Annotated in this window: 25 protein-coding genes and 2 pseudogenes; 22 read left to right on the top strand and 5 right to left on the bottom strand. The window is 43.3% G+C overall.

What is annotated here, in order from left to right; translation table 11 throughout:
- Positions 1 to 27: 27 nt before the first annotated feature.
- The 12 genes from AC3E6G_RS01080 (at position 28) to AC3E6G_RS01135 (ending at position 9843) form a co-directional block, all read left to right on the top strand.
- The gene (locus tag AC3E6G_RS01080) at positions 28 to 900 is read left to right on the top strand and encodes a MetQ/NlpA family ABC transporter substrate-binding protein (protein WP_125334841.1); all 873 of its coding nucleotides are present in this window, start codon (positions 28 to 30) and stop codon (positions 898 to 900) included.
- Positions 901 to 968: 68 nt separating this feature from the next.
- Positions 969 to 2342: a M20/M25/M40 family metallo-hydrolase gene (locus tag AC3E6G_RS01085; RefSeq protein ID WP_125334839.1), complete on the top strand. Its 1374-nt coding sequence runs from the start codon at positions 969 to 971 to the stop codon at positions 2340 to 2342.
- Positions 2335 to 3402: a methionine ABC transporter ATP-binding protein gene (locus AC3E6G_RS01090; RefSeq protein ID WP_048789833.1), complete on the top strand. Its 1068-nt coding sequence runs from the start codon at positions 2335 to 2337 to the stop codon at positions 3400 to 3402. The genes AC3E6G_RS01085 and AC3E6G_RS01090 overlap by 8 nt, the downstream gene beginning before the upstream one ends.
- Positions 3399 to 4091, top strand: a complete 693-nt coding sequence (locus AC3E6G_RS01095) for a methionine ABC transporter permease (RefSeq protein WP_006595735.1) — start codon at positions 3399 to 3401, stop codon at positions 4089 to 4091. The genes AC3E6G_RS01090 and AC3E6G_RS01095 overlap by 4 nt, the downstream gene beginning before the upstream one ends.
- A 15-nt stretch (positions 4092 to 4106) precedes the next feature.
- On the top strand, positions 4107 to 4685 hold the full coding sequence (locus AC3E6G_RS01100; protein WP_048789834.1) for an MptD family putative ECF transporter S component: 579 nt from the start codon (positions 4107 to 4109) through the stop codon (positions 4683 to 4685).
- A gap of 17 nt (positions 4686 to 4702) precedes the next feature.
- Entirely contained in the window at positions 4703 to 5551 is an 849-nt protein-coding gene (locus tag AC3E6G_RS01105) for an SAM hydrolase/SAM-dependent halogenase family protein (protein ID WP_048789835.1), read from the top strand.
- A 13-nt stretch (positions 5552 to 5564) separates the two neighbouring features.
- Positions 5565 to 6116: an ECF-type riboflavin transporter substrate-binding protein gene (locus AC3E6G_RS01110; RefSeq protein ID WP_048691672.1), complete on the top strand. Its 552-nt coding sequence runs from the start codon at positions 5565 to 5567 to the stop codon at positions 6114 to 6116.
- A 139-nt stretch (positions 6117 to 6255) separates the two neighbouring features.
- On the top strand, positions 6256 to 6450 hold the full coding sequence (locus tag AC3E6G_RS01115) for a helix-turn-helix transcriptional regulator (RefSeq protein ID WP_048691669.1): 195 nt from the start codon (positions 6256 to 6258) through the stop codon (positions 6448 to 6450).
- Positions 6451 to 6478: 28 nt separating this feature from the next.
- Positions 6479 to 6958 carry a DUF6773 family protein gene (locus tag AC3E6G_RS01120; protein WP_048789837.1) on the top strand — a complete coding sequence of 160 codons (480 nt, stop codon included), beginning with the start codon at positions 6479 to 6481 and terminating at the stop codon, positions 6956 to 6958.
- Positions 6959 to 7450: a DUF6773 family protein gene (locus AC3E6G_RS01125; protein WP_048789838.1), complete on the top strand. Its 492-nt coding sequence runs from the start codon at positions 6959 to 6961 to the stop codon at positions 7448 to 7450.
- Positions 7451 to 7600: 150 nt separating this feature from the next.
- On the top strand, positions 7601 to 8584 hold the full coding sequence (gene trhO, locus AC3E6G_RS01130) for an oxygen-dependent tRNA uridine(34) hydroxylase TrhO (RefSeq protein ID WP_048789839.1): 984 nt from the start codon (positions 7601 to 7603) through the stop codon (positions 8582 to 8584).
- 362 nt (positions 8585 to 8946) lie between these two features.
- Positions 8947 to 9843, top strand: a complete 897-nt coding sequence (locus tag AC3E6G_RS01135) for a DUF4299 family protein (RefSeq protein ID WP_048789840.1) — start codon at positions 8947 to 8949, stop codon at positions 9841 to 9843.
- A gap of 34 nt (positions 9844 to 9877) precedes the next feature.
- On the opposite strand, the gene AC3E6G_RS01140 is transcribed toward AC3E6G_RS01135, so the two are convergent.
- A complete protein-coding gene (locus tag AC3E6G_RS01140; protein ID WP_009731544.1) occupies positions 9878 to 11158 on the bottom strand; it encodes a uracil-xanthine permease family protein in 1281 nt (426 codons plus the stop codon).
- 617 nt (positions 11159 to 11775) lie between these two features.
- Here AC3E6G_RS01140 and AC3E6G_RS01145 point away from each other — a divergent pair.
- The 6 genes and pseudogenes from AC3E6G_RS01145 (at position 11776) to AC3E6G_RS01170 (ending at position 16808) form a co-directional block, all read left to right on the top strand.
- A complete protein-coding gene (locus tag AC3E6G_RS01145) occupies positions 11776 to 12549 on the top strand; it encodes a nucleoside phosphorylase (protein WP_125335173.1) in 774 nt (257 codons plus the stop codon).
- Positions 12550 to 13401: pseudogene (locus AC3E6G_RS01150) on the top strand (ATP-binding cassette domain-containing protein); the annotation flags it as partial. It abuts the gene before it with no gap.
- 27 nt (positions 13402 to 13428) lie between these two features.
- Positions 13429 to 14232: pseudogene (locus tag AC3E6G_RS01155) on the top strand (energy-coupling factor ABC transporter ATP-binding protein); the annotation flags it as partial.
- Complete coding sequence (locus AC3E6G_RS01160) at positions 14225 to 15055, top strand: energy-coupling factor transporter transmembrane component T family protein (RefSeq protein WP_048789509.1); 831 nt, start codon at positions 14225 to 14227, stop codon at positions 15053 to 15055. The pseudogene AC3E6G_RS01155 and the gene AC3E6G_RS01160, both read left to right, overlap by 8 nt.
- A gap of 4 nt (positions 15056 to 15059) precedes the next feature.
- Positions 15060 to 15815: an SDR family oxidoreductase gene (locus AC3E6G_RS01165; protein WP_048789510.1), complete on the top strand. Its 756-nt coding sequence runs from the start codon at positions 15060 to 15062 to the stop codon at positions 15813 to 15815.
- A 72-nt stretch (positions 15816 to 15887) separates the two neighbouring features.
- Positions 15888 to 16808, top strand: a complete 921-nt coding sequence (locus AC3E6G_RS01170; RefSeq protein WP_314837113.1) for a carbohydrate kinase family protein — start codon at positions 15888 to 15890, stop codon at positions 16806 to 16808.
- A gap of 28 nt (positions 16809 to 16836) precedes the next feature.
- Here the strand turns inward: AC3E6G_RS01170 and rsmG are convergent, their stop codons facing one another.
- A complete protein-coding gene (gene rsmG / locus AC3E6G_RS01175; protein WP_048789512.1) occupies positions 16837 to 17550 on the bottom strand; it encodes a 16S rRNA (guanine(527)-N(7))-methyltransferase RsmG in 714 nt (237 codons plus the stop codon).
- 71 nt (positions 17551 to 17621) lie between these two features.
- Here rsmG and AC3E6G_RS01180 point away from each other — a divergent pair, with 71 nt between their 5' ends.
- Together AC3E6G_RS01180 and htpX are read left to right on the top strand one after the other, a co-directional pair.
- Positions 17622 to 18182 (top strand): LemA family protein, encoded by a 561-nt coding sequence (locus tag AC3E6G_RS01180; RefSeq protein WP_048789513.1) that lies wholly within the window; start codon positions 17622 to 17624, stop codon positions 18180 to 18182.
- 1 nt (position 18183) lies between these two features.
- A complete protein-coding gene (gene htpX, locus AC3E6G_RS01185; RefSeq protein WP_048716550.1) occupies positions 18184 to 19080 on the top strand; it encodes a zinc metalloprotease HtpX in 897 nt (298 codons plus the stop codon).
- Positions 19081 to 19379: 299 nt separating this feature from the next.
- Here the strand turns inward: htpX and AC3E6G_RS01190 are convergent, their stop codons facing one another.
- The 3 genes from AC3E6G_RS01190 to AC3E6G_RS01200 all read right to left on the bottom strand — a co-directional run bounded on the left by AC3E6G_RS01190 (position 19380) and on the right by AC3E6G_RS01200 (position 21898).
- Positions 19380 to 20600: an MFS transporter gene (locus AC3E6G_RS01190; RefSeq protein ID WP_414280099.1), complete on the bottom strand. Its 1221-nt coding sequence runs from the start codon at positions 20598 to 20600 to the stop codon at positions 19380 to 19382.
- Positions 20597 to 20773 carry a hypothetical protein gene (locus tag AC3E6G_RS01195; RefSeq protein ID WP_185759929.1) on the bottom strand — a complete coding sequence of 59 codons (177 nt, stop codon included), beginning with the start codon at positions 20771 to 20773 and terminating at the stop codon, positions 20597 to 20599. Before AC3E6G_RS01195 ends, AC3E6G_RS01190 begins: the two co-directional genes overlap by 4 nt.
- Before the next feature lie 264 nt (positions 20774 to 21037).
- Entirely contained in the window at positions 21038 to 21898 is an 861-nt protein-coding gene (locus tag AC3E6G_RS01200) for a helix-turn-helix domain-containing protein (RefSeq protein WP_061564258.1), read from the bottom strand.
- Between the two features lie 204 nt (positions 21899 to 22102).
- On the opposite strand from AC3E6G_RS01200, the gene AC3E6G_RS01205 reads away from it, so the two are divergent.
- The gene (locus AC3E6G_RS01205) at positions 22103 to 22645 is read left to right on the top strand and encodes a YceD family protein (protein WP_048789517.1); all 543 of its coding nucleotides are present in this window, start codon (positions 22103 to 22105) and stop codon (positions 22643 to 22645) included.
- Between the two features lie 325 nt (positions 22646 to 22970).
- Positions 22971 to 24395 carry an NADP-dependent phosphogluconate dehydrogenase gene (gene gnd, locus AC3E6G_RS01210; protein WP_125334835.1) on the top strand — a complete coding sequence of 475 codons (1425 nt, stop codon included), beginning with the start codon at positions 22971 to 22973 and terminating at the stop codon, positions 24393 to 24395.
- Positions 24396 to 24401: the final 6 nt, after the last annotated feature.

Raw genomic sequence — 24401 nt, forward strand, 5'->3', positions numbered from 1 at the left:
TTAAAAACATCATAAGGAGAAAAGAATATGAAATTAACAAAACTTTTTGGAGTAGCAGCTCTTGCTACCGTTGCAACATTTGCTTTAGCAGCATGTGGTTCTTCAAAATCATCTAAATCATCTGATAAAGATGGTGTGACAACTGTTAAAGTTGGGGTGATGAACTTAAGTGATACAGAAGAAGCTCGTTGGAAAGAAGTGCAAAAGAACTTAGATGATGCAAAAGCAAACATCAAATTGGAATTCACTCAGTTTACAGACTACTCACAACCAAACCAAGCTGTTCGTGATGGAGATGTGGATATCAACGCTTTCCAACATTACAACTACCTTGAAAACTGGAACAAAGAAAACAGCGCAGATCTAGTTTCTGTAGCAGATACTTATATTGCGCCAATCCGTCTTTACTCTGGTACAAAAGATGGAAAGAACAAATACACAGATGTGAAAGACATTCCTGAAAAAGGTACCATTGCAGTACCAAACGACCCAACAAACGAAAGCCGTGCCTTGTATGTATTGGAATCAGCTGGTTTGATCAAGTTGGATACAAAAGATGGGGAATTGGCTACCATCAGCAACATCAAAGACAATCCAAAGAACTTGACAATTTCTGAGTTGGACGCTTCTCAAACAGCTTCTTCACTTCCATCAGTTGATGCAGCAATCATCAATAACACCTTTGTTCGTGAAGCAGGTATTGATTACAAGAAAGCTCTCTTTGTAGAAAAAGCAAACAGCAACTCTAAACAATGGTACAACTTGATTGCAGCTAAGAAAGATTGGAAATCATCTGATAAAGCAAAAGCAATCGAAGCCATTATTAAAGCCTACCATACTGACAACGTGAAGAAAGTCATCGAAGAATCTTCAGACGGTATGGACCAACCAATTTGGTAATTGATAGGATGAATAGAGAGGTGGAGAAGGTTTTCTCTACCTCTTATCGTGTATAGTAGGAGGAAATGATGTCCAATCCAAGAGAGACAGAACAAATACGCAAATTTGAAAATGATGAGGTGGCTCAACATTATTTTGAAGTCCTGAGGACCCTCATTTCCAAACGCTCCATTTTTGCCCAGCAGATTGGCTTAAAGGAAGTAGCGACCTATTTGGGAGAAATTTTCACAGCTGCAGGAGCTAAGGTAACTGTGGATGACAGTTACACAGCGCCATTTGTCATTGCTAAATTTGTTTCACCCAATCCGGATGCCAAGACCATCATTTTCTACAACCATTACGATACTGTTCCAGCAGATGGCGACCAACCTTGGACAAGTGATCCCTTTACGCTGTCGGTCCATTACGGGACCATGTATGGTCGAGGGGTAGATGATGACAAGGGGCATATTACAGCACGGTTAACGGCTATTCGCAAATATATCCGTGAGAATGGCGACCTGCCAGTCAACATTACCTTTATCATCGAAGGAGCAGAAGAATCTGCTTCGACCGACCTGGATAAGTATCTAGCCAAACACAAAAAACACTTGCGTGGGGCAGATCTCTTAGTCTGGGAACAAGGGACTCGTAACCAACAAGGGGAACTGGAAATCTCCGGTGGCAACAAGGGGATTGTTACCTTTGACATGGTGGTCAAAAGTGCAGATGTGGATATCCATTCCAGCTATGGTGGAGTGGTGGAATCAGCATCTTGGTATCTGCTCAATGGTTTGTCCAGTCTTCGAGATAAAGACGGTCGCATCTTGGTGGATGGACTCTACGACTTGATTGAGGAGCCTAACGAGCGGGAACTGGCCCTGATTGATCGTTATGCTAATAAAACGGCGGACGATGTGACAGAAATCTACAATCTCCAATTGCCTATCTTGAAAGAAGAACGAAGTGAGTTTTTAAAACGTTTTTATTTTGAGCCAGCTATGAACATTGAAGGCTTGGGAACAGGGTATCAGGGACAAGGAGTCAAGACGATTCTCCCTGCAGAAGCTCGAGCCAAGATGGAAGTTCGGTTGGTGCCAGGCTTGGAGCCTAAACAAGTCTTGGAGTTGATTCGTAAACAATTGGATCAGAATGGCTTTGAGAAGATTGAACTTGTTTTCACACTAGGGGAAATGAGCTATCGGAGTGATATGAGTGCGCCGTCCATTCTCAATGTGATTGATCTGGCCAAACGCTTTTATCCAGAAGGGGTCTGTGTTCTTCCGACAACTGCAGGCACTGGTCCCATGCATACGGTCTTTGAGGCCTTGCAAGTTCCAATGGCTGCCTTTGGTATCGGAAATGCCAATAGTCGAGATCATGGTGGGGATGAAAATGTGAAAATTGCAGACTACTATACCCATATTGAATTAATTAAGGAGTTAATCACAAGTTATGAGTAAAGAAATTATCAAACTGGACCATATCGATGTTACCTTTCATCAGAAAAAACGTGAAATTGCAGCCGTGAAGGATGTGACCATTCATATCAATGAAGGGGATATTTACGGGATTGTTGGATATTCTGGTGCAGGGAAATCAACGCTTGTACGGGTCATCAATCTCTTGCAAGTACCGTCAGCAGGTACTATCACCGTAGATGGTGATGTCATCTATCAAGATCAGGTGACCTTGAATGCTGCGGCTTTACGCCAAAAACGCCGAGACATTGGTATGATTTTCCAACACTTCAATCTAATGGCCCAAATGACCGCTGCTGAAAATGTGGCCTTTGCCCTTAAGCATTCAAATTTGTCTAAAGAGCAAAAGGCTGAAAAAGTAGCTAAGTTGTTGGAACTAGTAGGACTGTCAGATCGGGCGGACAACTATCCTGCTCAGTTGTCAGGTGGTCAAAAACAACGGGTGGCGATTGCGCGTGCGCTCGCCAACGATCCAAAGATTTTGATTTCTGACGAATCAACATCTGCCCTAGATCCAAAAACGACCAAACAAATCCTTGCTCTTCTGCAAGAGCTGAATCAGAAGTTGGGCTTGACAGTGGTCTTGATTACCCACGAAATGCAAATTGTCAAAGACATTGCCAATCGGGTTGCTGTTATGCAAAATGGTGAATTGATTGAAGAAGGTTCTGTTTTAGATATCTTCTCAAATCCTAAGAATGAATTAACGCAAGACTTCATCACAACAGCAACAGGAATCGATGAAGCTATGGTGAAAATCAACCAGCAACAAATTGTTAAGCAATTGCCAGCGGATTCTGTTTTGGCCCATTTGAAATATTCTGGTTCGGTGACAGACACGGCGATTATCAACGATATTTATAAACAGTACCAAGTGTCTGCAAATATTCTACACGGGAATATTGAAATTTTGGATCATACCCCTGTTGGAGAGTTGGTTGTTATCCTGACTGGAGAAGCAGCGAATCTATCTGCTGCCCAACGGGATTTACAAGCGGCAGGTGTTTCTGTTCGTGTCTTAAAAGAAGGGAGTAATGCATGATTGACTTTATTCAAACCTATCTACCAAATGTTTACCGGATGGGCTGGAGTGGCCAAGCTGGATGGGGAACAGCGATTTATCTGACCCTTTACATGACCTTTATCTCTTTTGTGATTGGTGGTTTGTTGGGACTCATTGCAGGCTTATTATTAGTCTTGACAGCACCAGGCGGGATTATCGAGAATAAATTGGTTTTCCATATCTTGGATAAAATCACTTCCATCTTCCGTGCCATTCCATTTATCATCTTGCTAGCCTTGATCAATCCCTTCACTCGTATGATTGTCGGAACTGGGATCGGTCCTACAGCAGCCTTAGTTCCCCTATCCTTAGCCGTCTTTCCTTTCTTTGCCCGCCAAGTTCAAGTCGTTTTATCTGAGCTTGACCGAGGTGTGATTGAAGCAGCACAGGCAAGTGGAGCGACCTTCTGGGATATTGTAGGTGTCTATCTTCGTGAAGGTCTTCCAGATTTGATTCGTGTCACAACTGTTACTCTTATTTCCTTGGTTGGTGAAACAGCCATGGCGGGTGCGATTGGAGCCGGTGGTCTCGGAAACGTGGCTATTTCCTATGGTTACCAACGCTTTAATAATGATGTCACCTTGCTAGCAACCTTCTTGATTCTGCTTTTGATCTTCTTTATTCAGTTTATCGGTGATTTCTTGACCAAGAAAATTAGTCACCGGTAAGGATGGGTTAGGTATATGAACATGATACAGAAACATCAATTTAAGCAGGTTGCAGCCTTTGCAGGCTTGTATTTTCTTGCCATTGGTTTAGGCGTCCTGCTTGGAAGTCTGGTTGACCATCGAGGGAATATGTTTTATGCTCCAGCCTTCTCTGCCCTAGTTGGTGGAGGAATCTATCGCGTCTATGTTGAGAAAATTCAACGGACAGGAGCTATTCAAGTAGTTGCTCTTGTGATTGGTGCTTTTTTCCTTTTCACTCGTCATGGAGCTGGAGCCTTTCTTCCTGCTCTTGTTGGGGGGCTTTTGGCTGAATTGGTCGCAGCTCGTGGCCACTACCAGTCGAAGTTAGGCAATGCGCTTTCCTTCCTCTTCTTTTCCTTTACGACGACAGGCCCCATTCTCATGATGTGGATCCAACCAGCTAGTTACCGTGCTTCTTTACTAGCCCGTGGGAAGTCGATGGATTATATTGAACGCGTTATGGTACCGTCAAATATGGAGACGGTGAGCTGGTTTTTATTGACCCTTCTTCTTGGAGCTCTACTAGGTTATCTTCTGGGACAGTTGGTCTATCAAAAGCTAGATAGAAAATGACATGATGGAGAAAAAATATGCACAATAATTTACTAGTTCTTCAGTCAGACTTCGGTCTGGTGGATGGGGCTGTCTCTGCTATGATCGGGGTTGCTTTAGAGGAATCACCCACCCTTAAGATTCATCACTTGACCCATGACATTACCCCTTACAATATCTTTGAAGGAAGTTACCGCCTCTTTCAGACGATAGACTACTGGCCAGAAGGGACAACTTTTGTTTCGGTCGTCGATCCAGGTGTTGGATCCAAACGAAAGAGTGTGGTAGCTAAAACGGCGAAGAATCAATACATTGTTACTCCAGATAATGGAACCCTCTCTTTCATCAAAAAACATGTAGGGATTGTTGCTATCCGTGAGATTTCAGAGGTGAAGAACCGCCGGGCCAATACAGAGTTTTCTTATACCTTCCATGGGCGTGATGTCTATGCCTATACAGGAGCTAAGTTAGCCAGTGGCCATATCAGCTTTGAGGAAGTGGGACCAGAACTCAGTGTCGAACACATTGTAGAAATCCCTGTGGTGGAAACTGTTATGGAGGACAATCTTGTCAAAGGAGCAGTTGACATCTTGGATGTACGCTTTGGTTCTCTCTGGACTTCGATTACTCGAGAAGAGTTCAATCATTTGGAACCTGAATTTGGGGAACGCTTTGAAGTGACCATCTATAACAATGACATGCTGGTTTACCAAAACCAAGTAACCTACGGCAAGTCTTTCGCTGACGTGCGGATTGGACAGCCAATCCTTTATATCAATTCCCTCTACCGTGTTGGTCTTGCTATCAACCAGGGATCCTTTGCCAAGGCCTATAATGTAGGAGTTGGGGCTTCTTGGCATATCGAAATTAGAAAAATGGAAAATTAATAGGAGATAAAATATGAAACAAAAACAAGCTTTTACAATTAAGGATGTTGTAGCCATCGGGGTTGGAGCGGCCCTCTTTGTGGTCATTGCGATGATCCCAATTCCAGCGCCAGCTCCAAATACCAACATTCAATTGCAATACGCTCTTCAAGCCCTCTTTAGTGTGATCTTTGGTCCGATTGTTGGTTTCTTAATGGGCTTTATCGGACATGCCATTAAAGATGCGATGACTTATGGCCTCTGGTGGACTTGGATCATTTCTAGTGGCTTGTTTGGACTCTTTGTTGGTATCTTCCGCAAGCAAATCGGTAACCTAAAAGGAGAAGTGACCAAGAAAGAATTGATCGTCTTTAACGTCGTACAAGTCATTGCCAACTTGCTTATTTGGGGATTGATTGCTCCGATTGGGGATGTGATGATCTACAAAGAAAGTGCAAACAAGGTCTTCCTACAAGGTGTTGTAGCAGGTTCTGTCAATGCTTTAGTTGTAGCTATTGCAGGTTCTCTTCTCTTGATTGCTTATGCACGGACTCAAACAAAAGATGGAAGTTTGTCTAAAGACTAATCATAAATAAGAAGATAAAGTCTGGGAAACCAGGCTTTTTTTGTTTACCAAAAATATTTTTTACAAAATGTAAAATATATGTTGCAAAATAGAAAATATAGTGTATAATAGAGTTATAAAAACAAGAAAGGAAAAGCATGTGACGAAAAATCTCAAATTAAAAATGGCCCGGGTCGAGCATGATATGACCCAGGGGGATCTTGCAGATGCCATCGGGGTGACACGTCAGACCATTGGCCTGATCGAGGCAGGGAAGTACAATCCAACCCTCAGCCTCTGCCTAGCCATTTGTAAGACCTTGGATAAGACGCTGGATCAACTGTTCTGGGAGTAACAGTTTTAACAATAGAAAGAGGAAACATATGAAACAAAAGAAAGAACCAATTGTAAAAGATGAACGGACCATGCTGCTTGATGGAAAAATTGCGGGGGAACTTGTTCTAGGAATGACCTGCTTTATCGCCTTATCAGCCTTTGTGAAAGCTAGTATTCTGGACTTAGAGCTAGTAGCCTATATTCCCGAACTTATTCTCTTGATTGTCATGGGAGTTTATGCCTTTGTGAGAAGGATCAGCTCAGGGATCGACATTCGAGATATGTTAGAAAAAGATAGCTGGTTCAGCCGCATCGGGGCAGGCGTCTTATTTTCCTTATTTGTGATCGCAACGGATGTGATTGGGAAGCGCGAAACGATGAGCTTTATGTTCAGTCCCAAGTATCTGCTCAAAATCGTCCTTGCTATTTTAGTCTTTGCCCTTTTGACTTATCTGTTAGAGAAACCACTTGCTCTTATCAATCGGAAAAAACAAAAGAAGATCGAGGCAGAGTTAGAGGAGGAATAAATGAGATTACAATTGTTGAACAAACAAATTATAGATGAACGAGAAGAAGGACTGGCCAATAAGGCTGGTGCTGAAACGGCTAGTTTTCTATTCCTCGCCTTAGCAGTTTTTAGTGTGGGATCTATGTTTACGACCAATCCTGGACTGAGTCCAATCATGGTCGTAACCTTACTCATTGTTTCAGGATTGTATTATTCGGTTCGTTGTCAACGATTGGGTGTACGGTTTATCAGCTATAGTTACCTCAATCTAATGGGGATTATTACTGTAACTTGTGTTCTCTCCTTATTCATCTGGGCTCAAAATTTTCAATTAAACCAAGCAATCTATCACAATAATCCCTTTCATTCAAAATTTTTGCTGGTGCTTCCTATCACATTTCTCCTGAATCTTCCGATTGTATGGGGGATGAATTCCCTTGTGATGCTCCTTGCAAAAGTAGAGAAAAAACGCTATGAAGCCTATCTAGACCAGTTGGAAAAGGAAGAGTAGGTAGTCGGAGTCTTATTTTCGTCGTGTAAAAGTCTGGAACCCCAGGCTTTTATTTTTCAGTCAAATAAATTGCATTCGTTTTCTCGGGAGAGTATACTGGTATAGTTGAATGAAAAATTCTGATAATTTAATCTTAGAAAAGAGAATCTTATGGCAAAACCTATTCGTGTTTTACTTTACTATAAATATGTTCCCATCGAAAACGCAGAACAATTTGCGGCTGATCATTTGGCTTTCTGTAAATCAATCGGGCTCAAGGGACGTATCCTAGTTGCTGATGAAGGAATCAACGGAACCGTTTCTGGTGATTACGAAACGACGCAAAAATACATGGACTATGTTCACAGCCTTCCTGGTATGGAAGACCTCTGGTTCAAGATTGATGAGGAAGAAGAGCAAGCTTTCAAGAAGATGTTTGTACGATATAAGAAAGAGATTGTCCACCTTGGATTAGAGGATGATAACTTCGATAACGATATCAATCCCCTTGAAACGACAGGTGCTTACTTGTCTCCAAAAGAATTTAAAGAAGCTCTTCTAGACGAGGATACAGTTGTCCTTGATACTCGTAACGACTATGAGTACGATCTTGGACACTTCCGCGGCGCTATTCGTCCAGATATCCGCAATTTCCGTGAGTTGCCACAATGGGTCCGTGATAACAAGGAAAAATTCATGGACAAGCGTGTCGTAGTTTACTGTACAGGTGGCGTCCGTTGTGAGAAGTTCTCAGGTTGGATGGTGCGTGAAGGCTACAAAGATGTCGGTCAATTGCACGGCGGAATTGCAACCTACGGAAAAGACCCAGAAGTTCAAGGAGAACTATGGGATGGGAAGATGTACGTCTTTGACGAGCGGATTGCTGTCGATGTCAACCATGTCGATCCAAGCGTTGTTGGAAAAGACTGGTTTGATGGAACACCATGTGAACGCTATGTCAACTGTGGAAATCCTTTCTGTAACCGTCGCATCTTGACTTCAGAAGAGAACGAAGACAAGTACCTCCGTGGCTGCTCCCATGAGTGTCGTGTTCATCCACGCAATCGTTATGTCGAAGAATACAACTTGTCACAAGCAGAGGTTGCTGAACGTTTGGCCGTTATCGGTGAGACGCTTGATGGAACTCTTGCATAAGTTAAAAACAGCCTTTTGGCTATTTCAGATTGAAGATAAAGTCTTTTGAAAAACTTCCCTTAGGTGAGTACGGACGTCAGCGAACTTCTACGAAGTTCCATGACTTAGTTTTGAACCTAAGGTTTCAAAACTCCCGAGTGCTTGAACTACACTGGTTCAAGCACTTTTTCTCACAGCGGAAAGTTTTTCATCTTCTTTAATGACTAAAAAATAAAAGTCATGTTTTGAAAGTCATCTAGCTGTTTAATGTAGCACAATAATTTGTCTACATTCAAAAGCAGCCTTTTGGCTGTTTTTTTCTATGGAAAGTCATGAAAATTTGTGCTATAATTTGGTAAGCGATTACAAAAAGGAGAAAACAAATGTCAGTTGTGTTTTCAATTCGAAATAAAAAGAGTATGTTTGGCTATCAAAAAGTGATGCCAGCTAAAGATGTATTGAATTTGGTGGAGGGAGTTCTTACCTACAGTTTTGAGGAAGCCATGCTTGGTCGCTCTCTCAAAGATTTTCCAGCCATGATGTGTATCCGCTATGGCAAGAGTTGCTTGCCGATCATCCTTCGTTATCTGGATCAAGAGCATGCTTATCAGTTCATCCTTGCAGATTTTGCCACCCTTGAAGATTGGCGACTCATCTTGGAATGGCTCAGTGCCCTAGCTCGCCAGTTGGGAAATGAGATTCACGATAATTTAGGAACCAGCTATGACGCAGATTCTATTTTCTCTTTTGACTATGAGAACTATTTGCTGAAGAATCTACAGAATCTAGAAAAAGATCCAGACCTTCATCAATATCAACTTCAGGGATTTGCTCATTCTGTGATCTTGGATCGTGAGCTCCTTCGTAAAATTTTAGACTCCGCTCAACCTTTAGAGGAGTTCAGTCAAGTGGTTAAAAAGGTTCAATACAGCTCCGCCTTCTTTAGTCAAGTTCGTTTCTACCGTCAGAACGAAACGGGAGGCATTATTGGCAGTTACAGTCTAACAGAAGATACGGATACTGTCTTGCCACGTGTGCCTTTTGTACCTGCTGAGTTTGTAGAGAAGGTCAATATGGATGAGGTCATCGACTGGAAAGTGAACCTAGTGGAAATCACTGGAAATCCTGATATGCCAGAGAGTTATAAGCCGGTGGCTGCTGTGAATTTAGAAGCCCTACTGGATGCTTTGGACTCGAGTGAATTTGAATTGTTGGATGCTAATCAAATTGAAATTAAAAAATTGTCCAAAGAACGCTTGTTGCAATTAGCCCAACTCTAATAAAAAAAGTTCTCAGTGTTGAGAACTTTTTCTTTTAGTTTGATTCATGTGGCAAGATCAAGTTAAGGATGATTCCTGTCATAGCGGAGAGGGCTGTTCCTGATAGGGTCACTGGACCAAGTTTCAGAATTGCTCCACCAAGTCCAAGAACCAACATGGCACTTGCAATAATCAAGTTGCGCATCAAGCTGAAGTCAACGCGTTCTTTGATCAAGACTTTCAAACCATTACTTGCGATAACCCCATAGAGCAAGATGGACATCCCACCGAGAACAGAGTTTGGAATGGTAGAGATGAGAGCAGTAAATTTACCAAGGAAGCTCAAGGAAATAGCAATCAAGGCTGCATTTCGGATAACGGAAACAGAAGCGATGCGAGTCATCCCAATAACGCCTGTATTTTCACCGTAAGTGGTATTGGCTGGACCACCAAGAAAGGCCGAAACAGATGTAGCAATCCCGTCACCAAGAAGGGTACGATGAAGTCCCGGTTGTTTCAAGAATTGACGGCCACAGATTTGACTAAGCACCGTATGGTCACCGATGTGTTCTGAAATAGTTACGATAGCGATTGGCAAGATAGCGATGGTTTCAGGACCGAAATACAAGTTGTATTGTTTGAAGGCCCCACCCGTATTGAAAGGAAGATAGAAACCAGGAATCTCAAACCAGTTAGCCTTGAGGACCGGATCAAAGTTCACCAAGCCCAAGCAAACTGCGAAGACATAACCACCGATAATGGCGAAAAGGAAAGGAATGATTTTGAAGAAACCTTTTCCTTTGGTGTTGATGAAGGCGGCAATCAGGAAGGTCACGACAGCAACAAGGGCATTTTTCCAATCTCCCCCTTCGACAAAACCAGCGTTTTTAACGGCTGATCCTGCAAGTCCAAGACCAATAACGATAATCATAGGTCCAATGACAACGGCAGGAAGCAATTTGTCAATCCAGCGAGTGCCTGCTACTTTAACCCCTGCAGCGACTAGCACGTAGATCAGACCGGTCAGGATAACCCCTGTTTGGGCTGCATCGACTTTTCCTCCCATTTCCTTCATTGCCAAAGCCATGGCTGTGATGAAGGCGAAGGAAGAGCCGAGGTAGACAGGGACTTTAAAGCCGGTACAAGTCATATAGATCAGTGTCCCAACCCCTGATGCAAAGAGGGCAACGGATACGGGCATGCCCAAGATGAGTGGTACCAGGATGGTTGCCCCAAACATGGCGAAAACGTGTTGGAAACTTAATAAGATTCCTTTTAGGGGTGCCGGACTTTGATCGACATCCAGGAGCAAATCAACAGTTGATTCTTCTTTCATAATAACCTCACTTTTGGGCACCAAAAAAGAGCCCATGAATTTTTTGCATAGCAAGGGCCCTCAGATTATTCATATTCTGTGTCTTTGTCACCTCACAGGATGACATTAAAAACCTTTGCTTCTAAGAAGTATAGCAGAAAAAATTCGTTTTGTAAACGAATTTTTCCCGAGCCAAGAAACGAGAGAGCGAGGAGGGAATCATTGAAGTTCTCATTTTTGTATCAGGAAAGAGGTTAACGATCGACGCAGTGGTTGAGTGGCCCCTCCCACGCTCTAATTCTCGCTTGGACGGGCCTACTCAACTTTGCGGGGGAGGGACGACGAAACCGTCGTTTTAAATGGTAATCGATTTCTGTCCCTCTCCCTTTTCCCGAGCCAAGAAATAAAAAAGCGAGGTAGGAGTTAGTAAGAGTTATCTATTTTCATCATAAAAGAGGTCAACGGTAGACGCAGTGGTTGAGCGGCCCATTTTCTTTTACTTTTGGAGAGATTCGGTATCATTTTCTACTACAAAAGGCGAACAAGTGAGCTTGCTTTCCCCTTTGTTAGAAGGAAAGAGGCCGATTTTGTGGTATAATAGAGGACTAGAAGTAGAATGAATGAAAGAGAAGTCAGAGATGCTGTTAGAAGAATTTGATGCCAATCGACAGGCGATTATCAACCCACAAGACCTACATGGTCCCATTGAAGGATTTCCAAAAGTAGTCATCTCTTGCTTTTCAAGAGTAACTTTTGCGCGCCTCCTTGAAAATTATGAACATGAGGTCATTACAAGAACTTCCATGGCCAACTTTGAAGTCATTGTCTATGGGATTACGATTGGAGACCAACAGGTTGCTGTCTTTAATGCACCAGTTGGGGCTGCTTCCTGTGTAGGGATTATAGAGGATTTGATTCAATTTGGGATGGAAAAACTGGTGCTCTTTGGGACCTGTGGGGTTTTGGACCAAGATATTGAGGCGACCTCCATCATCATTCCAACGGCTGCTCTTCGCGACGAAGGGACCAGCTACCACTATCTTCCAGCTAGTGATGAAGTGGAAGTAAATAAGGAAAGTCTTCCTCTCTTCCAAGCTTTTCTGGATAGTCACAAGGTTTCCTATCAGTCAGGAAAAGTGTGGACGACAGATGCTCCCTATCGGGAAACCATCGACAAGATGAAGCGACGAATGGAAGCAGGAGCTATCTGTGTGGATATGGAGTGTTCTGCAGTAGCTGCCTTAGCAGCTTTTCGGGACTTTGAGCTCTGCCATTTCTTCTACGCAGCAGACCACCTCTCGGAAGAAAAATGGGATATCCGAACCTTATCTAGTCATGAGGATTTAGATAGCAAGGATCGAATCGCGGATTTGGCCATCCAATTTGCGCTCTTATGGGAAAAGGCGAACTAAATGAAAGAAACAATGATTGAATTGAAGGATTTTTCCTTCCAATACAAGGCACAGTCTGAGCCAACTTTGAAAAATATCAACTTAACCATTTATAAGGGGGAAAAGGTCCTGATTGTCGGGCCATCTGGCTCTGGAAAGTCAACCATTGGCCAGTGCTTAAATGGGATTATCCCTAATATCTATAAGGGAACCAGTAGTGGGCAATTCCTCATTCAGGGGAAAGAAGCCTTTGATCTCAGTATTTATGAGAAATCTCATTTGGTCAGTACGGTCTTGCAGGATACAGATGGTCAGTTTATTGGTCTCAGTGTTGCAGAAGACTTGGCTTTTGCCCTTGAAAACGATATGGTGGAGCTGGAAAGCATGAAATCCCGGGTCCATACCTGGGCGGAGCGCTTAGATTTGAGCAAGCTCTTGGGCAATCGGCCTCAAGATTTATCTGGTGGGCAAAAACAACGGGTTAGCTTGGCGGGTGTCCTGATTGACGAAAGTCCGATCCTGCTCTTTGATGAGCCATTGGCTAATCTAGATCCCAAATCGGGTCAGGATATCATAGATCTGATTGATCAGATTCATGAAGAGCAGGGGACGACAACCATTATTATCGAACACCGTTTGGAGGATGTACTCTACCGTCCCATTGATCGGGTCATCTTGATCAATCAAGGGCAAGTTCTCTTTAATGGGAGCCCAGATGAGTTGTTGAGGACCACACTGCTGGCTGAAAATGGGATTCGTGAACCCCTCTATTTAACGACTCTTCGCCAGTTAGGCCAGGATATCAGCAAGCTACCGCATTTGGACAAGGTAGAAAAATTACCACTTGGGGATTTATCAGTGGATATCCCAACTCCTCATTTTGAAAAAGGAGCAGAGGCAGAGACAATCCTAGAACTTGGTCATTTGAACTTTGCCTATCGAGAAAGCCAGCCCATTCTAAAAGATCTTTCTCTAACCATTCCAAAAGGCCAACGGTTGGCTATTGTTGGTAAAAATGGGGCTGGAAAATCAACCCTTGCTAAGGCGATTTGTGGCTTCATCCAGACGGAAGGAACCTATTTCTCAAAGGGAGAGGATATCAAGGGGGATAGTGTCAAGGAGCGGGCAGAGCGCGTGGGCTATGTCCTGCAAAACCCTAACCAGATGATCTCGACCAACATGATTTTTGATGAGGTGGCCCTGGGTCTTCGCTTGAGAAATGTTCCAGAGGACCAGATCGAAAGTCGTGTCCATCAAGCCTTGAAAACCTGTGGTCTCTACGAATTTCGTAAGTGGCCGATCTCTGCTCTGTCTTATGGCCAGAAAAAGCGGGTGACCATTGCCTCTATCCTTGTCTTGGGACCAGATGTTCTGGTCCTCGATGAGCCGACGGCTGGTCAGGACCAACGAAACTATACGGAAATTATGGATTTCCTTGATGAACTCCATCAAAAAGGCCATACCATTGTCATGATTACCCATGATATGCAGCTCATGCTGGATTATTCGGACCGGGCAGTCGTGGTCATGGATGGGCAGGTTTTGGCTGATTTGACACCGGCAGAGCTCTTGACCCAACCAGAAATTTTGAGACGGGCTAATTTGAAAGAAACATCTATTTTCGCCTTGGCAAATCGACTTGGTGTCGATCCTCTTGCCTTGACCCAGTTTTATATGAATCAGAAGGGGGAAGGTCATGAATAATCGCTTAGTCGGCTACCATGCCGGAACCAGTTTTCTGCATCGCCTATCAGGCGCTAGCAAGCTTCTTTTCTTATTGTTGGTATCATTAGCTGCCATGTTGAGTTACGATACTCGCTTATTGTTGGTCATTGGTCTAGGTGCCCTCTCCTTATTTGCAACCTCAGGCATTCGTTTGAAAGACATCTCCTTTGTTCTGAGTTTTGCCTTAGCTTTTGCCCTGCTAAATGTCTTGATGGTCTATCTTTTTGCCCCTCAATATGGGGTAGAAATCTATGGAGCAAAGACAGTTCTTCTAGATGGTTTAGGGGCATATAGTATTACAGCCCAAGAGTTATTTTATCTCTTCAACCTAGCTTTGAAGTATGTGTGTACCATTCCCTTAGCTCTCATTTTCTTGATGACCACCCATCCCAGTCAGTTTGCTTCGAGTCTCAACCAGATTGGGGTGTCCTACAAGATTGCTTACTCAGTGAGCTTGACCTTGCGCTATATTCCAGATGTGCAGGAGGAATACCAGATTATCAAGCTCTCGCAAGAAGCAAGAGGCTTGGAGTTGTCCAAAAAGGCCAACTTTGTCCAACGGGTGAAGGGAAATCTTCAGATGATTTCTCCCTTGATTTTTAGTTCTTTGGAGCGGATTGAAACGATCTCTACGGCCATGGAACTGCGTCGTTTTGGAAAAAATAAAAAACGGACCTGGTACACCTATCAGGAGATGACCACTCGTGATCGCTTGATTATCTTGGGGTCAATCTTCATGGTGATCTTGAGTATCGTCCTGATTTGGGTAAACAAAGGTCGCTTCTATAATCCTTGGAGGTAAGAAAATGGCAGAAACAATTTTAGTAACGGGAGCATCTGCTGGCTTTGGCCAAGCCATTTGTCACCGCTTAGTTGCCGATGGGCATCGCGTGATTGGCGCTGCTAGACGCATTGAAAAACTACAGGCTCTTCAAGAAGAGCTGGGAGAAGCTTTTTATCCCCTTCAAATGGATATGACGGATTTTTCTCAGGTGGATCATGCACTTGCCAGTTTGCCAAAAGCTTGGGAGAGAGTGGATGTTTTGGTCAATAATGCTGGCTTGGCCCTAGGCCTCGCCCCAGCTCATGAAGCAGAGCTTGCAGATTGGTTGACCATGATTCAGACCAATATTATCGGTCTGACCTATTTGACCCGGAAAATCCTCCCCCAAATGGTGGAACGAAATGATGGATATGTCATCAATATGGGATCAACTGCAGGGACGGTGCCTTATCCAGGGGCCAATGTTTATGGTGCTTCCAAGGCCTTCGTTAAACAATTCTCTCTAAACCTACGAGCGGACCTAGCTGGAAAACGAATTCGGGTGACCAATATTGAGCCTGGTCTCTGCGAAGGGACCGAGTTTTCGGAGGTTCGTTTTAAAGGAGATGAAAAACGGGTAGAAGCTCTCTATCGAGATGCCCATGCCATTCAGCCTGAAGACATTGCCAACACTGTGGCTTGGCTCATCCAACAACCCAAGCATGTCAATGTCAACCGCATTGAAATCATGCCGGTTTCCCAAACATTTGGACCGCAACCGATCTATCGGGGTGATTAGTTTTACTAACCAGTACGATCCGGTGCTGGTTATTTTTCCATGTTGAGGATAGAGAATAGGAGGGGGAAAACCATGTCAAAAGCCTTAGTGATTGGTTCAACTGTTTGTGATGTTATGGTCTATCTGGATCGACTACCGAGTCGTGAAGGAGACGCCCATATCCATGAGCAGACTTGGTCACTTGGAGGGTGTGCCTTTAATGTCACTTCAGTGCTTCATGCTTTAGGTCAAAATGTTGATTTCATCTCGCCAGTGGGGACAGGTGTCTACGGGGACTTTGTCAAGGCAGAACTCGAGAGGCTGGGTATCCAGACTCCAATCTCAGTAACCGGAGCAAATGGTTGTTGTTATTGCTTTATTGAGTCGGATGGTGAGAGGTCCTTTTTATCAGATCATGGAGTAGAATATAGTTTTCAGAAGGAATGGCTCCAGTCTCTGGAGCAGGAAAGCTACGATTTTATTTATCTCTGTGGCCTTGAAGTAGAAGAGCCGACTGGATTGGAACTGATTCAATCTGTGTCAAAAATCAAAGGTCAAGTCATCTTTGCACCAGGACCTCGAGGACTCTTGATTCCCGAGGAGCGTTTGGAAGCCATCTATGATCTCCACCCCATTCTCCATGTCAATGAGGCAGAAGCCAAGGCTTTTTCGGCTTGTGAAGAGATTGCTGACGCAGCTAAGAAGCTCTACCAAAGAACGGGGCAGTTAGTCATCGTCACCTTGGGAGAAAAAGGAGCGATCGCATACGATGGTAGGTTCTACGAGGTGGCCGGATTTCCGACAGAAGTCGTTGATACTGTAGGAGCAGGAGATAGTCATCTGGGAGCCTTTATAGCGGCATCTTTGAAAGGGCTAGATGTGGAGAATGCCTTAACTTTTGCCAACCGTTTTGCAAGTATGGTTGTGGCGACCAAGGGAGTTCATTTAGAACGCCATCACTACCATACCCTAGAGCAAGAGTTAAAAAAATTAGTTTATTCAAAAAGAAGCTGACAACTGTCAGCTTCTTTTTAGTATCATCTTATAATGGTCGCTTGTTGGGAATACCTGCTTTTCTTGGGTATTTGTTGGGGGTTTCTTTTTTCTTTTCTACAAGAGTGATATAGCGTGGATCCCCATTTGGTAATTCATATTGTAGATTGTCTTCAACCTTACTAAATAGCAGATTGAGGGCATTTTTGGCTTCTTCCAATTCTTCTGGAGCATTGCTGGCCTTGAGAGCGAGGAGACGTCCCCCTACTTTCAGGTAAGGGATGGTCAGTTCAGAGAGAACCTGCATGCGGGCAACCGCGCGGGCAGTTACGATATCAAATTGGGCACGAAAGGCCTTGTCTTGTGCAAAGTCCTCAGCTCGTCCATGGTAGAAATGTACTCCGCTCAAGCCCAACTCTTCAGCCAGCAAGTGAAGGAAATTGATTCGCTTATTGAGGGAATCAATGATGGTCACATCTAGCTCAGGGAATAGGATCTTCATTGGTAGGCTGGGAAAGCCAGCACCAGCTCCGATATCCAAGAGACGGATGGGTTGATTTTCGATCAAACCTTGTAAAATGGGAGCGATAGAATCATAAAAATGCTTGAGATAGACTTCGTCTTTTTCTGTGATGGCAGTGAGATTAATTTTCTCATTCCATTCCACGAGGAGCTCGAAATAGCGTTCGTATTGCTCTTTTTGTCGATTAGTTAATGGGAAGCCAAGGTCGGCTAAACGGACATAAAATTCTTCTGGTTTCATAAGATAATTTTACCACAAAATAAGGGAAATTTGATATACTGGTACTAAAGAAATGAAAGGAATTCAATAAAATGATTTGGATTATTCTTGGGGTCCTTGTGGTCCTCGCATTTTTAATTGTTGGAGTTTACAACGGTTTGGTGAAAAGCCGCATGCAGACTCGTGAAGCTTGGAGTCAAATTGATGTACAATTGAAACGTCGGAATGACTTGATTCCAAACTTGATCGAAACCGTTAAAGGCTATGCCAAGTACGAAGGAGATACACTAGCAAAAGTGACTCAACTTCGCCAACAAGTAGCGCAAGCTTCTTCACCTGCAGAAGCCATGGCAGCAAGTGATGCTCTTTCACGTCAAGTGGCAGGTATCTTTGCGGTGGCTGAAAACTACCCAGACTTGAAAGCCAACACCAACTTTATGCAATTGCAAGAAGAATTGACTAACACAGAAAACAAAATTTCTTATGCTCGTCAATTGTACAACAGTGTCACAAGCAACTACAATGTCAAGTTGGAAACTTTCCCAACAAATGTGATTGCTGGAATGTTTGGCTTCAAACAAGCCGAGTTCCTTCAAGTGCCTGAAGAAGAAAAAGCAGTACCAAAGGTGGACTTTAGCGGATTAGGAGACTAATATGCTCTTTGACCAAATTGCAAGCAATAAAAGGAGAACCTGGATTCTCCTTATTGCTTTTTTCATACTCTTGGCTCTCATCGGAGCAGCCGTTGGCTACCTCTGGTTAGGCTCCTCACTTGGTGGCGTCATCCTAGCTTTGATTATTGGTGGGATTTATGCCTTTAGCATGATTTTCCAATCAACCGAGGTCGTCATGCGGATGAACGGAGCGCGTGAGGTGACCGAAGAGCAAGCCCCTCAACTCTACCATATTGTCCAAGATATGGCTATGGTAGCTCAAATCCCTATGCCTCGAGTTTATATTGTAGATGATCCTTCGATGAATGCATTTGCGACAGGATCCAATCCTCAAAATGCTGCTGTTGCAGCAACGACAGGTCTTCTAGCTGTGATGAACCGTGAGGAATTGGAGGGAGTCATCGGACACGAAGTCAGCCATATTCGCAATTACGATATCCGCATCTCCACGATTGCGGTTGCCCTTGCTAGTGCCATCACCATGCTCTCTAGTATTGGTGGCCGTATGATGTGGTGGGGCGGTGGCCGTAGACGGGATGATGATCGCGAAGGGGGCAGTGGTTTAGAAATTATTATTCTGATCCTTTCCTTGATTGCTATCGTTTTAGCGCCATTAGCGGCGACTTTGGTTCAGTTAGCCATTTCTCGTCAACGGGAGTTCCTAGCGGATGCCTCCAGTGTTGAATTAACACGGAATCCTCAAGGGATGATTAATGCTCTTTTGAAGCTGGATAACAGTGTGCCTATGCAACGAGAAGTTGATAGTGCAAGTAGTGCTCTCTTTATCAACGATCCTAAAAAAGAATCCGGCTTTCAAAAGCTCTTTTATACCCACCCACCCATTGCTGAGCGGGTTGAAAGATTAAGAAATATGTAAAAAAATCCACCAAACAGTGGATTCAGATTGAAGACACAATCATCTTAGAACCTTTCCTTGGGTGAGTACGGACGTCAGCGAACTTCTATGAAGTTCCATGACTTAGTTTTGGACCTAAGGTTCCAAAACTCCCGAGTGCTAGAAACAACCTTGTTTCTAGCACTTTTCTCACGGCGGAAAGTTTCAGTAGATGATTGAATAACTCTAAAGAATAAAAAGTATTTATCTTTATAGAAGTTAATAGAATTGTATAAAAGATAATTTTGTCTTTAAGCTCAATCCACCCAATGGTGGGTTTTTTATTTAGTTGTTAAGAGGAGGGTAGTGAAACCAAGGAAGGCAAATATTCCCCAAGCAAGAGAGAGGTTCCAGATAGCTAAGCTAGAGAAAAGGGCTGTTCCAAGTGGCATGGCAAAGCTTACCATCAGTCCCAAAAAGCTAGAGGTAGAAGCTAATTTTTCAGCTGGCAGTTTGCTCATTAAAAGACTGGAAACTTTTGGATTTATTTTTGCAACAAGATAACCGAGGAAAGTGATGAGTAAAAGGGAAAGGATATCCCAGCGCACCAAAATATTTGTGAGGCCAAGGATGCTCAGGCCACTTGCAATCCACAGTAGGATATGATGGAGCGATTGCTTGGAAAAATAGTCATGGGGTGTCAGGCTAGCCCAGACCATACTTAAGATCGTTACAGCTTCTAAAATCAAGAGAGATTGGCTGAAGCTCAAATGAAAGAAGGGAGAGTGAAGCAGTTGCAAATTGTAGATCCCAGAGATGGATCCCCCTAAGGCATTGATAAAAATTAAGGATAGGAGAAGTTTTCCAAAATTGTGAACCTCTTCGTCTGCAAAGATAGTGGTGACATTGCGATACATGTCTCGACATTCTTGAAGGAAAGAAACGTTCTTACTAGATTCCACTTGAATAGGTTCGTGGGTCAGTTGACTGCGTCGGATGAAAAGACAAGTGGAAGAAAGGAGAAATGTCAGAGCATTGATCGAAGCGACTAGTGCAAAATTTTGATGGCTGATGGCTAGAAGCCAAACTCCTAGAGCTTGTCCAGAAATCGAGCAGACCATACTAAGCAGTTGATTAAAGGAATAAGCTTCCATTAAATCCTCGCTAGGGATGTTCTTCTGCATAATGGGAAGTTGCAAGCCCCCGCGATAATCACTGAAACAATCTGACACAATATTCAAGAAGCAAACGATCGAAAAGGCCAGGTAACCTGGAATCTTGGTCATGAGAGCAATAAGGATGAAGAGGATGGCTTGGAGAAAGCCGATGCGGATCAACCAGTTAGCTTTTTTCTTCGTATGGTCAGCCTTCATCCCAACAAAAATGCTAAAGAGGCTAGGAATAAACACAATGAGATTGGCAATGCCAACTGCCAGACTCGGTTGCGGCATGCTGGCAGCAAAGACCACAAAGACCAGATTGTAGATGGCAGCACCAAGGGTATTCAAAAAGCGAGAAAGACTGAGTAAGGCAAAAATTTTATTACGAGCTAAGAGTTTCATAAACCTTCCCCCTTCGTGTGAACAGTTGCTAGGACTTGTTTGATGGATCGAACAATCTGTTTAAAGACCTCCAATTTCTCCTCTTCAGAGAGAAGAAGTTTCTGATCTTTTAGGTAGACGCTGGTATGCTTGAGAAACAAATGAAGGAAGTATCTTTTTAGTTTGGTCATCATGGAAGGAACCTTCTTTCTTTGCTTGATGGTTCTATTGTAGACCTCAAAAACAAGAAAATCAAAATGTTGCATATTTTCAACAAAAAGAGGCTGGGACAAAAGTCCTAGCCTCTCAATTGTCTTTGGATTGTCGAGCAAGACGCAGTGGTTGAGTGGGCTCTACTACGCTGATTTCATCAGCTTTTACAGCCCTACTCAACTGTGCGGAGGTGGGACGACGAAATCGAATTCTAACGAATTACCGATTTCTGTCCCACTCTCTTTTCAGGATTCCTTGATAAGTTCTTGCATACCCTGTTTGTAGTAGTTGGCACTAACCTTGCAATCAAGGATGGATAGAACCTGAATGGCCTGCTCCATCTTTTCTAGACCAGCTTCTTTTTCTCCCTTTCGATAAAGAAGTTCCCCTTTGGCATAGAGATAAACCGTCCGAAGGTAGGCTTCGTTTTCAGAGTAAAAGTGGTCCTTGATCAGCTGATCAAAATAGGTTGCATCTTCAAATTCTTTTGAACTAATGGCCAGAAAAAAACCATTGAGAAAAATAGAGTTGAGGGCAGGCAGAGAAGAGTCTAGGAGAAGCTTGAAGTCCTCCCGTTGGACCAATTCCTCTGTGTATTGTCGATAGAGCTGACTAGAGAAAAGAGGAGAGGTCAGTGAAAATAGGCTTAACTCAAAATTTCCCCAGATCATGACAGAGAAGAGATAGTCATAGAGGAAATCTAGTTCCTCTTGGCTAGCGGCCAACTCTACCTCAGGATAGTTGCCAAGCATTTGGGCCTTGAGAATAATGCTGGCTAATAAGTCTTCTTTTTTGTGATCTTTCTGATAGGCTAGCTGGTAGCTTTGGTACAAGGCTTGATCATGTTCCAAGCTCATGTTTTCATAGTGCTCTTTCAACAATTTGGGAATAAAAGAGTGCTGATCGATTCCAGCTAGATGGGAAAACTCACTGAGACTGGTTTTGATTTGTTGAAGGGCCTGAAAAAACCGTTGCGTCGTCAGGTCATTTTCCCCCCTTTCAAATCGAGATAACATGGAGCGCGAAAATTCACCACCTGTAGCCTCCTCTAAAGAGATGTGGCGACTTTCACGTATTTGCCGAAAAACTGCTCCGATTTCTTTCATGAATTCTCCTCTATCTAACATTGATCAATGCCCTAGCAAGTGACCATCTTTTGTTCAAGAGATGTGGGACCCTTGTGTACAACACCAATTTGCCTAGTCTCTGTATCTTTTTCATGATTATAACAAATTTTTGAGGAGACATCTTGGTTGAAGGGACAGCTTCATGATATACTAGTAGTATCTAGAAGATTTGAGGACAATAGAATGAATTTATTTACACAAGAAATCCGTAAAAATCCTGAAGGACTAGCATTTGCTCAAGAGTTGGATTTGTTAAGAGAATTGCAAAAGCGTAATCCAGAAATTCTTGATTTGAAGAATGTGACAGCGACAGGTCGAGTAGCTCATGATACAGGTCTTTATGTCTTGGATTACCAGTTGAACTACACCATCGTTTTGGCATCTAGTCGAAGCATGGAACCTGTTGAACTCCAAGAAAGCTACCCTGTGACAGAGGTGTTCGCTGAGGATGTACAGTCTGATGCAGATATCGAGGCTCTTGAGGAAGATCTGATTCTTCCTATTGAAGGGGGCAGAATTGACCTGAGTGAAAGCGTAGCGGATAATATCCTGCTTAATATTCCTCTCAAGGTCCTCACTCCAGAAGAGGAGGCTGGACAAGGGTTTATCGAAGGCAATGATTGGAAGATCATGACAGAGGAAGAGTACCAAGAAGCTCAAGCGATTAAGAAAGAAGAAAATAGTCCCTTTGCTGGTCTTCAAGGATTATTTGACGGAGAAGAATAATCTTTGACAAGAGGCTCGCTGAAGGAAGGTGAAGATAGGGTGCTGGAACAGGAATTGAATGTCCTTTTCTGGCAGTAAGTCGAAGCTAGAAATGATGCAGGTCAACAAGTAGTGAGAATTCTTGAAGCCAATGAATGAACTTCTAAAGCCGATGAGTAGAATCGATTGGAAAGTGTCTGAGAACTGTAACTCAGGCACTTTTTGTTCTTTGCTTCAAAGTAGATAGGAGCTATCTTTCTACATGAAGGGGCAGGGGATGATTTTCTACTTTCATTTGATGTCAAAAAATGGTAGAATATAGGCAAACTATAAAGAGGAGTGTCACATGACAAAAGCAAACTTTGGTGTTGTTGGTATGGCCGTAATGGGTCGTAACCTTGCCCTTAATATTGAATCTCGTGGATACACAGTTGCTATCTATAACCGTAGTAAAGAAAAAACAGAAGATGTTGTTGCTTGCCATCCTGAAAAGAACTTCGTGCCAAGCTATGATATTGAAAGCTTCGTAAATTCAATCGAAAAACCACGTCGGATCATGCTCATGGTTCAAGCAGGACCTGGTACTGACGCAACTATCCAAGCCCTTCTTCCACATTTGGACAAAGGCGATATCTTGATCGACGGAGGAAATACGTTCTACAAAGATACAATCCGTCGTAATGAAGAGTTGGCGAACTCAGGTATCAACTTTATCGGTACAGGTGTTTCTGGTGGTGAAAAAGGTGCCCTTGAAGGTCCTTCTATCATGCCTGGTGGACAAAAAGAAGCTTATGAATTGGTAGCAGATGTTCTTGAAGAAATCTCTGCAAAAGCACCAGAAGATGGTAAACCATGTGTGACTTACATCGGTCCTGATGGAGCTGGTCACTATGTGAAAATGGTCCACAATGGTATTGAGTACGGTGATATGCAATTGATCGCAGAAAGCTATGATTTGATGCAACACTTGCTTGGACTTTCAGCTGCAGACATGGCTGAAATCTTCACTGAGTGGAACAAGGGCGAATTGGACAGCTACTTGATCGAAATCACTGCGGACATCCTTGGACGTAAAGATGATGAAGGTCAAGATGGCCCAATCGTAGACTACATCTTGGATGCCGCAGGAAACAAGGGAACTGGTAAATGGACTAGCCAATCAGCGCTTGACCTTGGTGTGCCATTGTCACTCATTACGGAGTCAGTATTTGCACGTTACATTTCTACATACAAAGAAGAACGTGTACACGCTAGCAAGGTGCTTCCAAAACCAGCTGCTTTTAAATTTGAAGGTGATAAGGCTGAGTTGATCGAAAAGATCCGTCAAGCCCTTTACTTCTCAAAAATCATTTCATACGCACAAGGTTTTGCACAATTGCGTGTTGCATCTAAAGAAAACAACTGGAACTTGCCATTTGCAGACATCGCTTCTATCTGGCGTGATGGCTGTATCATCCGTTCTCGTTTCTTGCAAAAGATCACGGATGCATACAACCGTGATGCAGACCTTGCTAACCTTCTTTTGGATGAGTACTTCTTGGATGTCACTGCTAAGTATCAACAATCTGTTCGTGATATCGTAGCTCTTGCGGTTCAAGCTGGTGTGCCAGTCCCAACCTTCTCAGCAGCCATCACTTACTTTGATAGCTACCGTTCAGCAGATCTTCCAGCCAACTTGATCCAAGCACAACGTGACTACTTCGGTGCTCACACATACCAACGTAAGGATAAAGAAGGTACCTTCCACTATTCTTGGTACGACGAAAAATAATTGTAG

The sequence above is a fragment of the Streptococcus sp. SCPM-O-B-23252 (M501) genome (assembly GCF_058200355.1).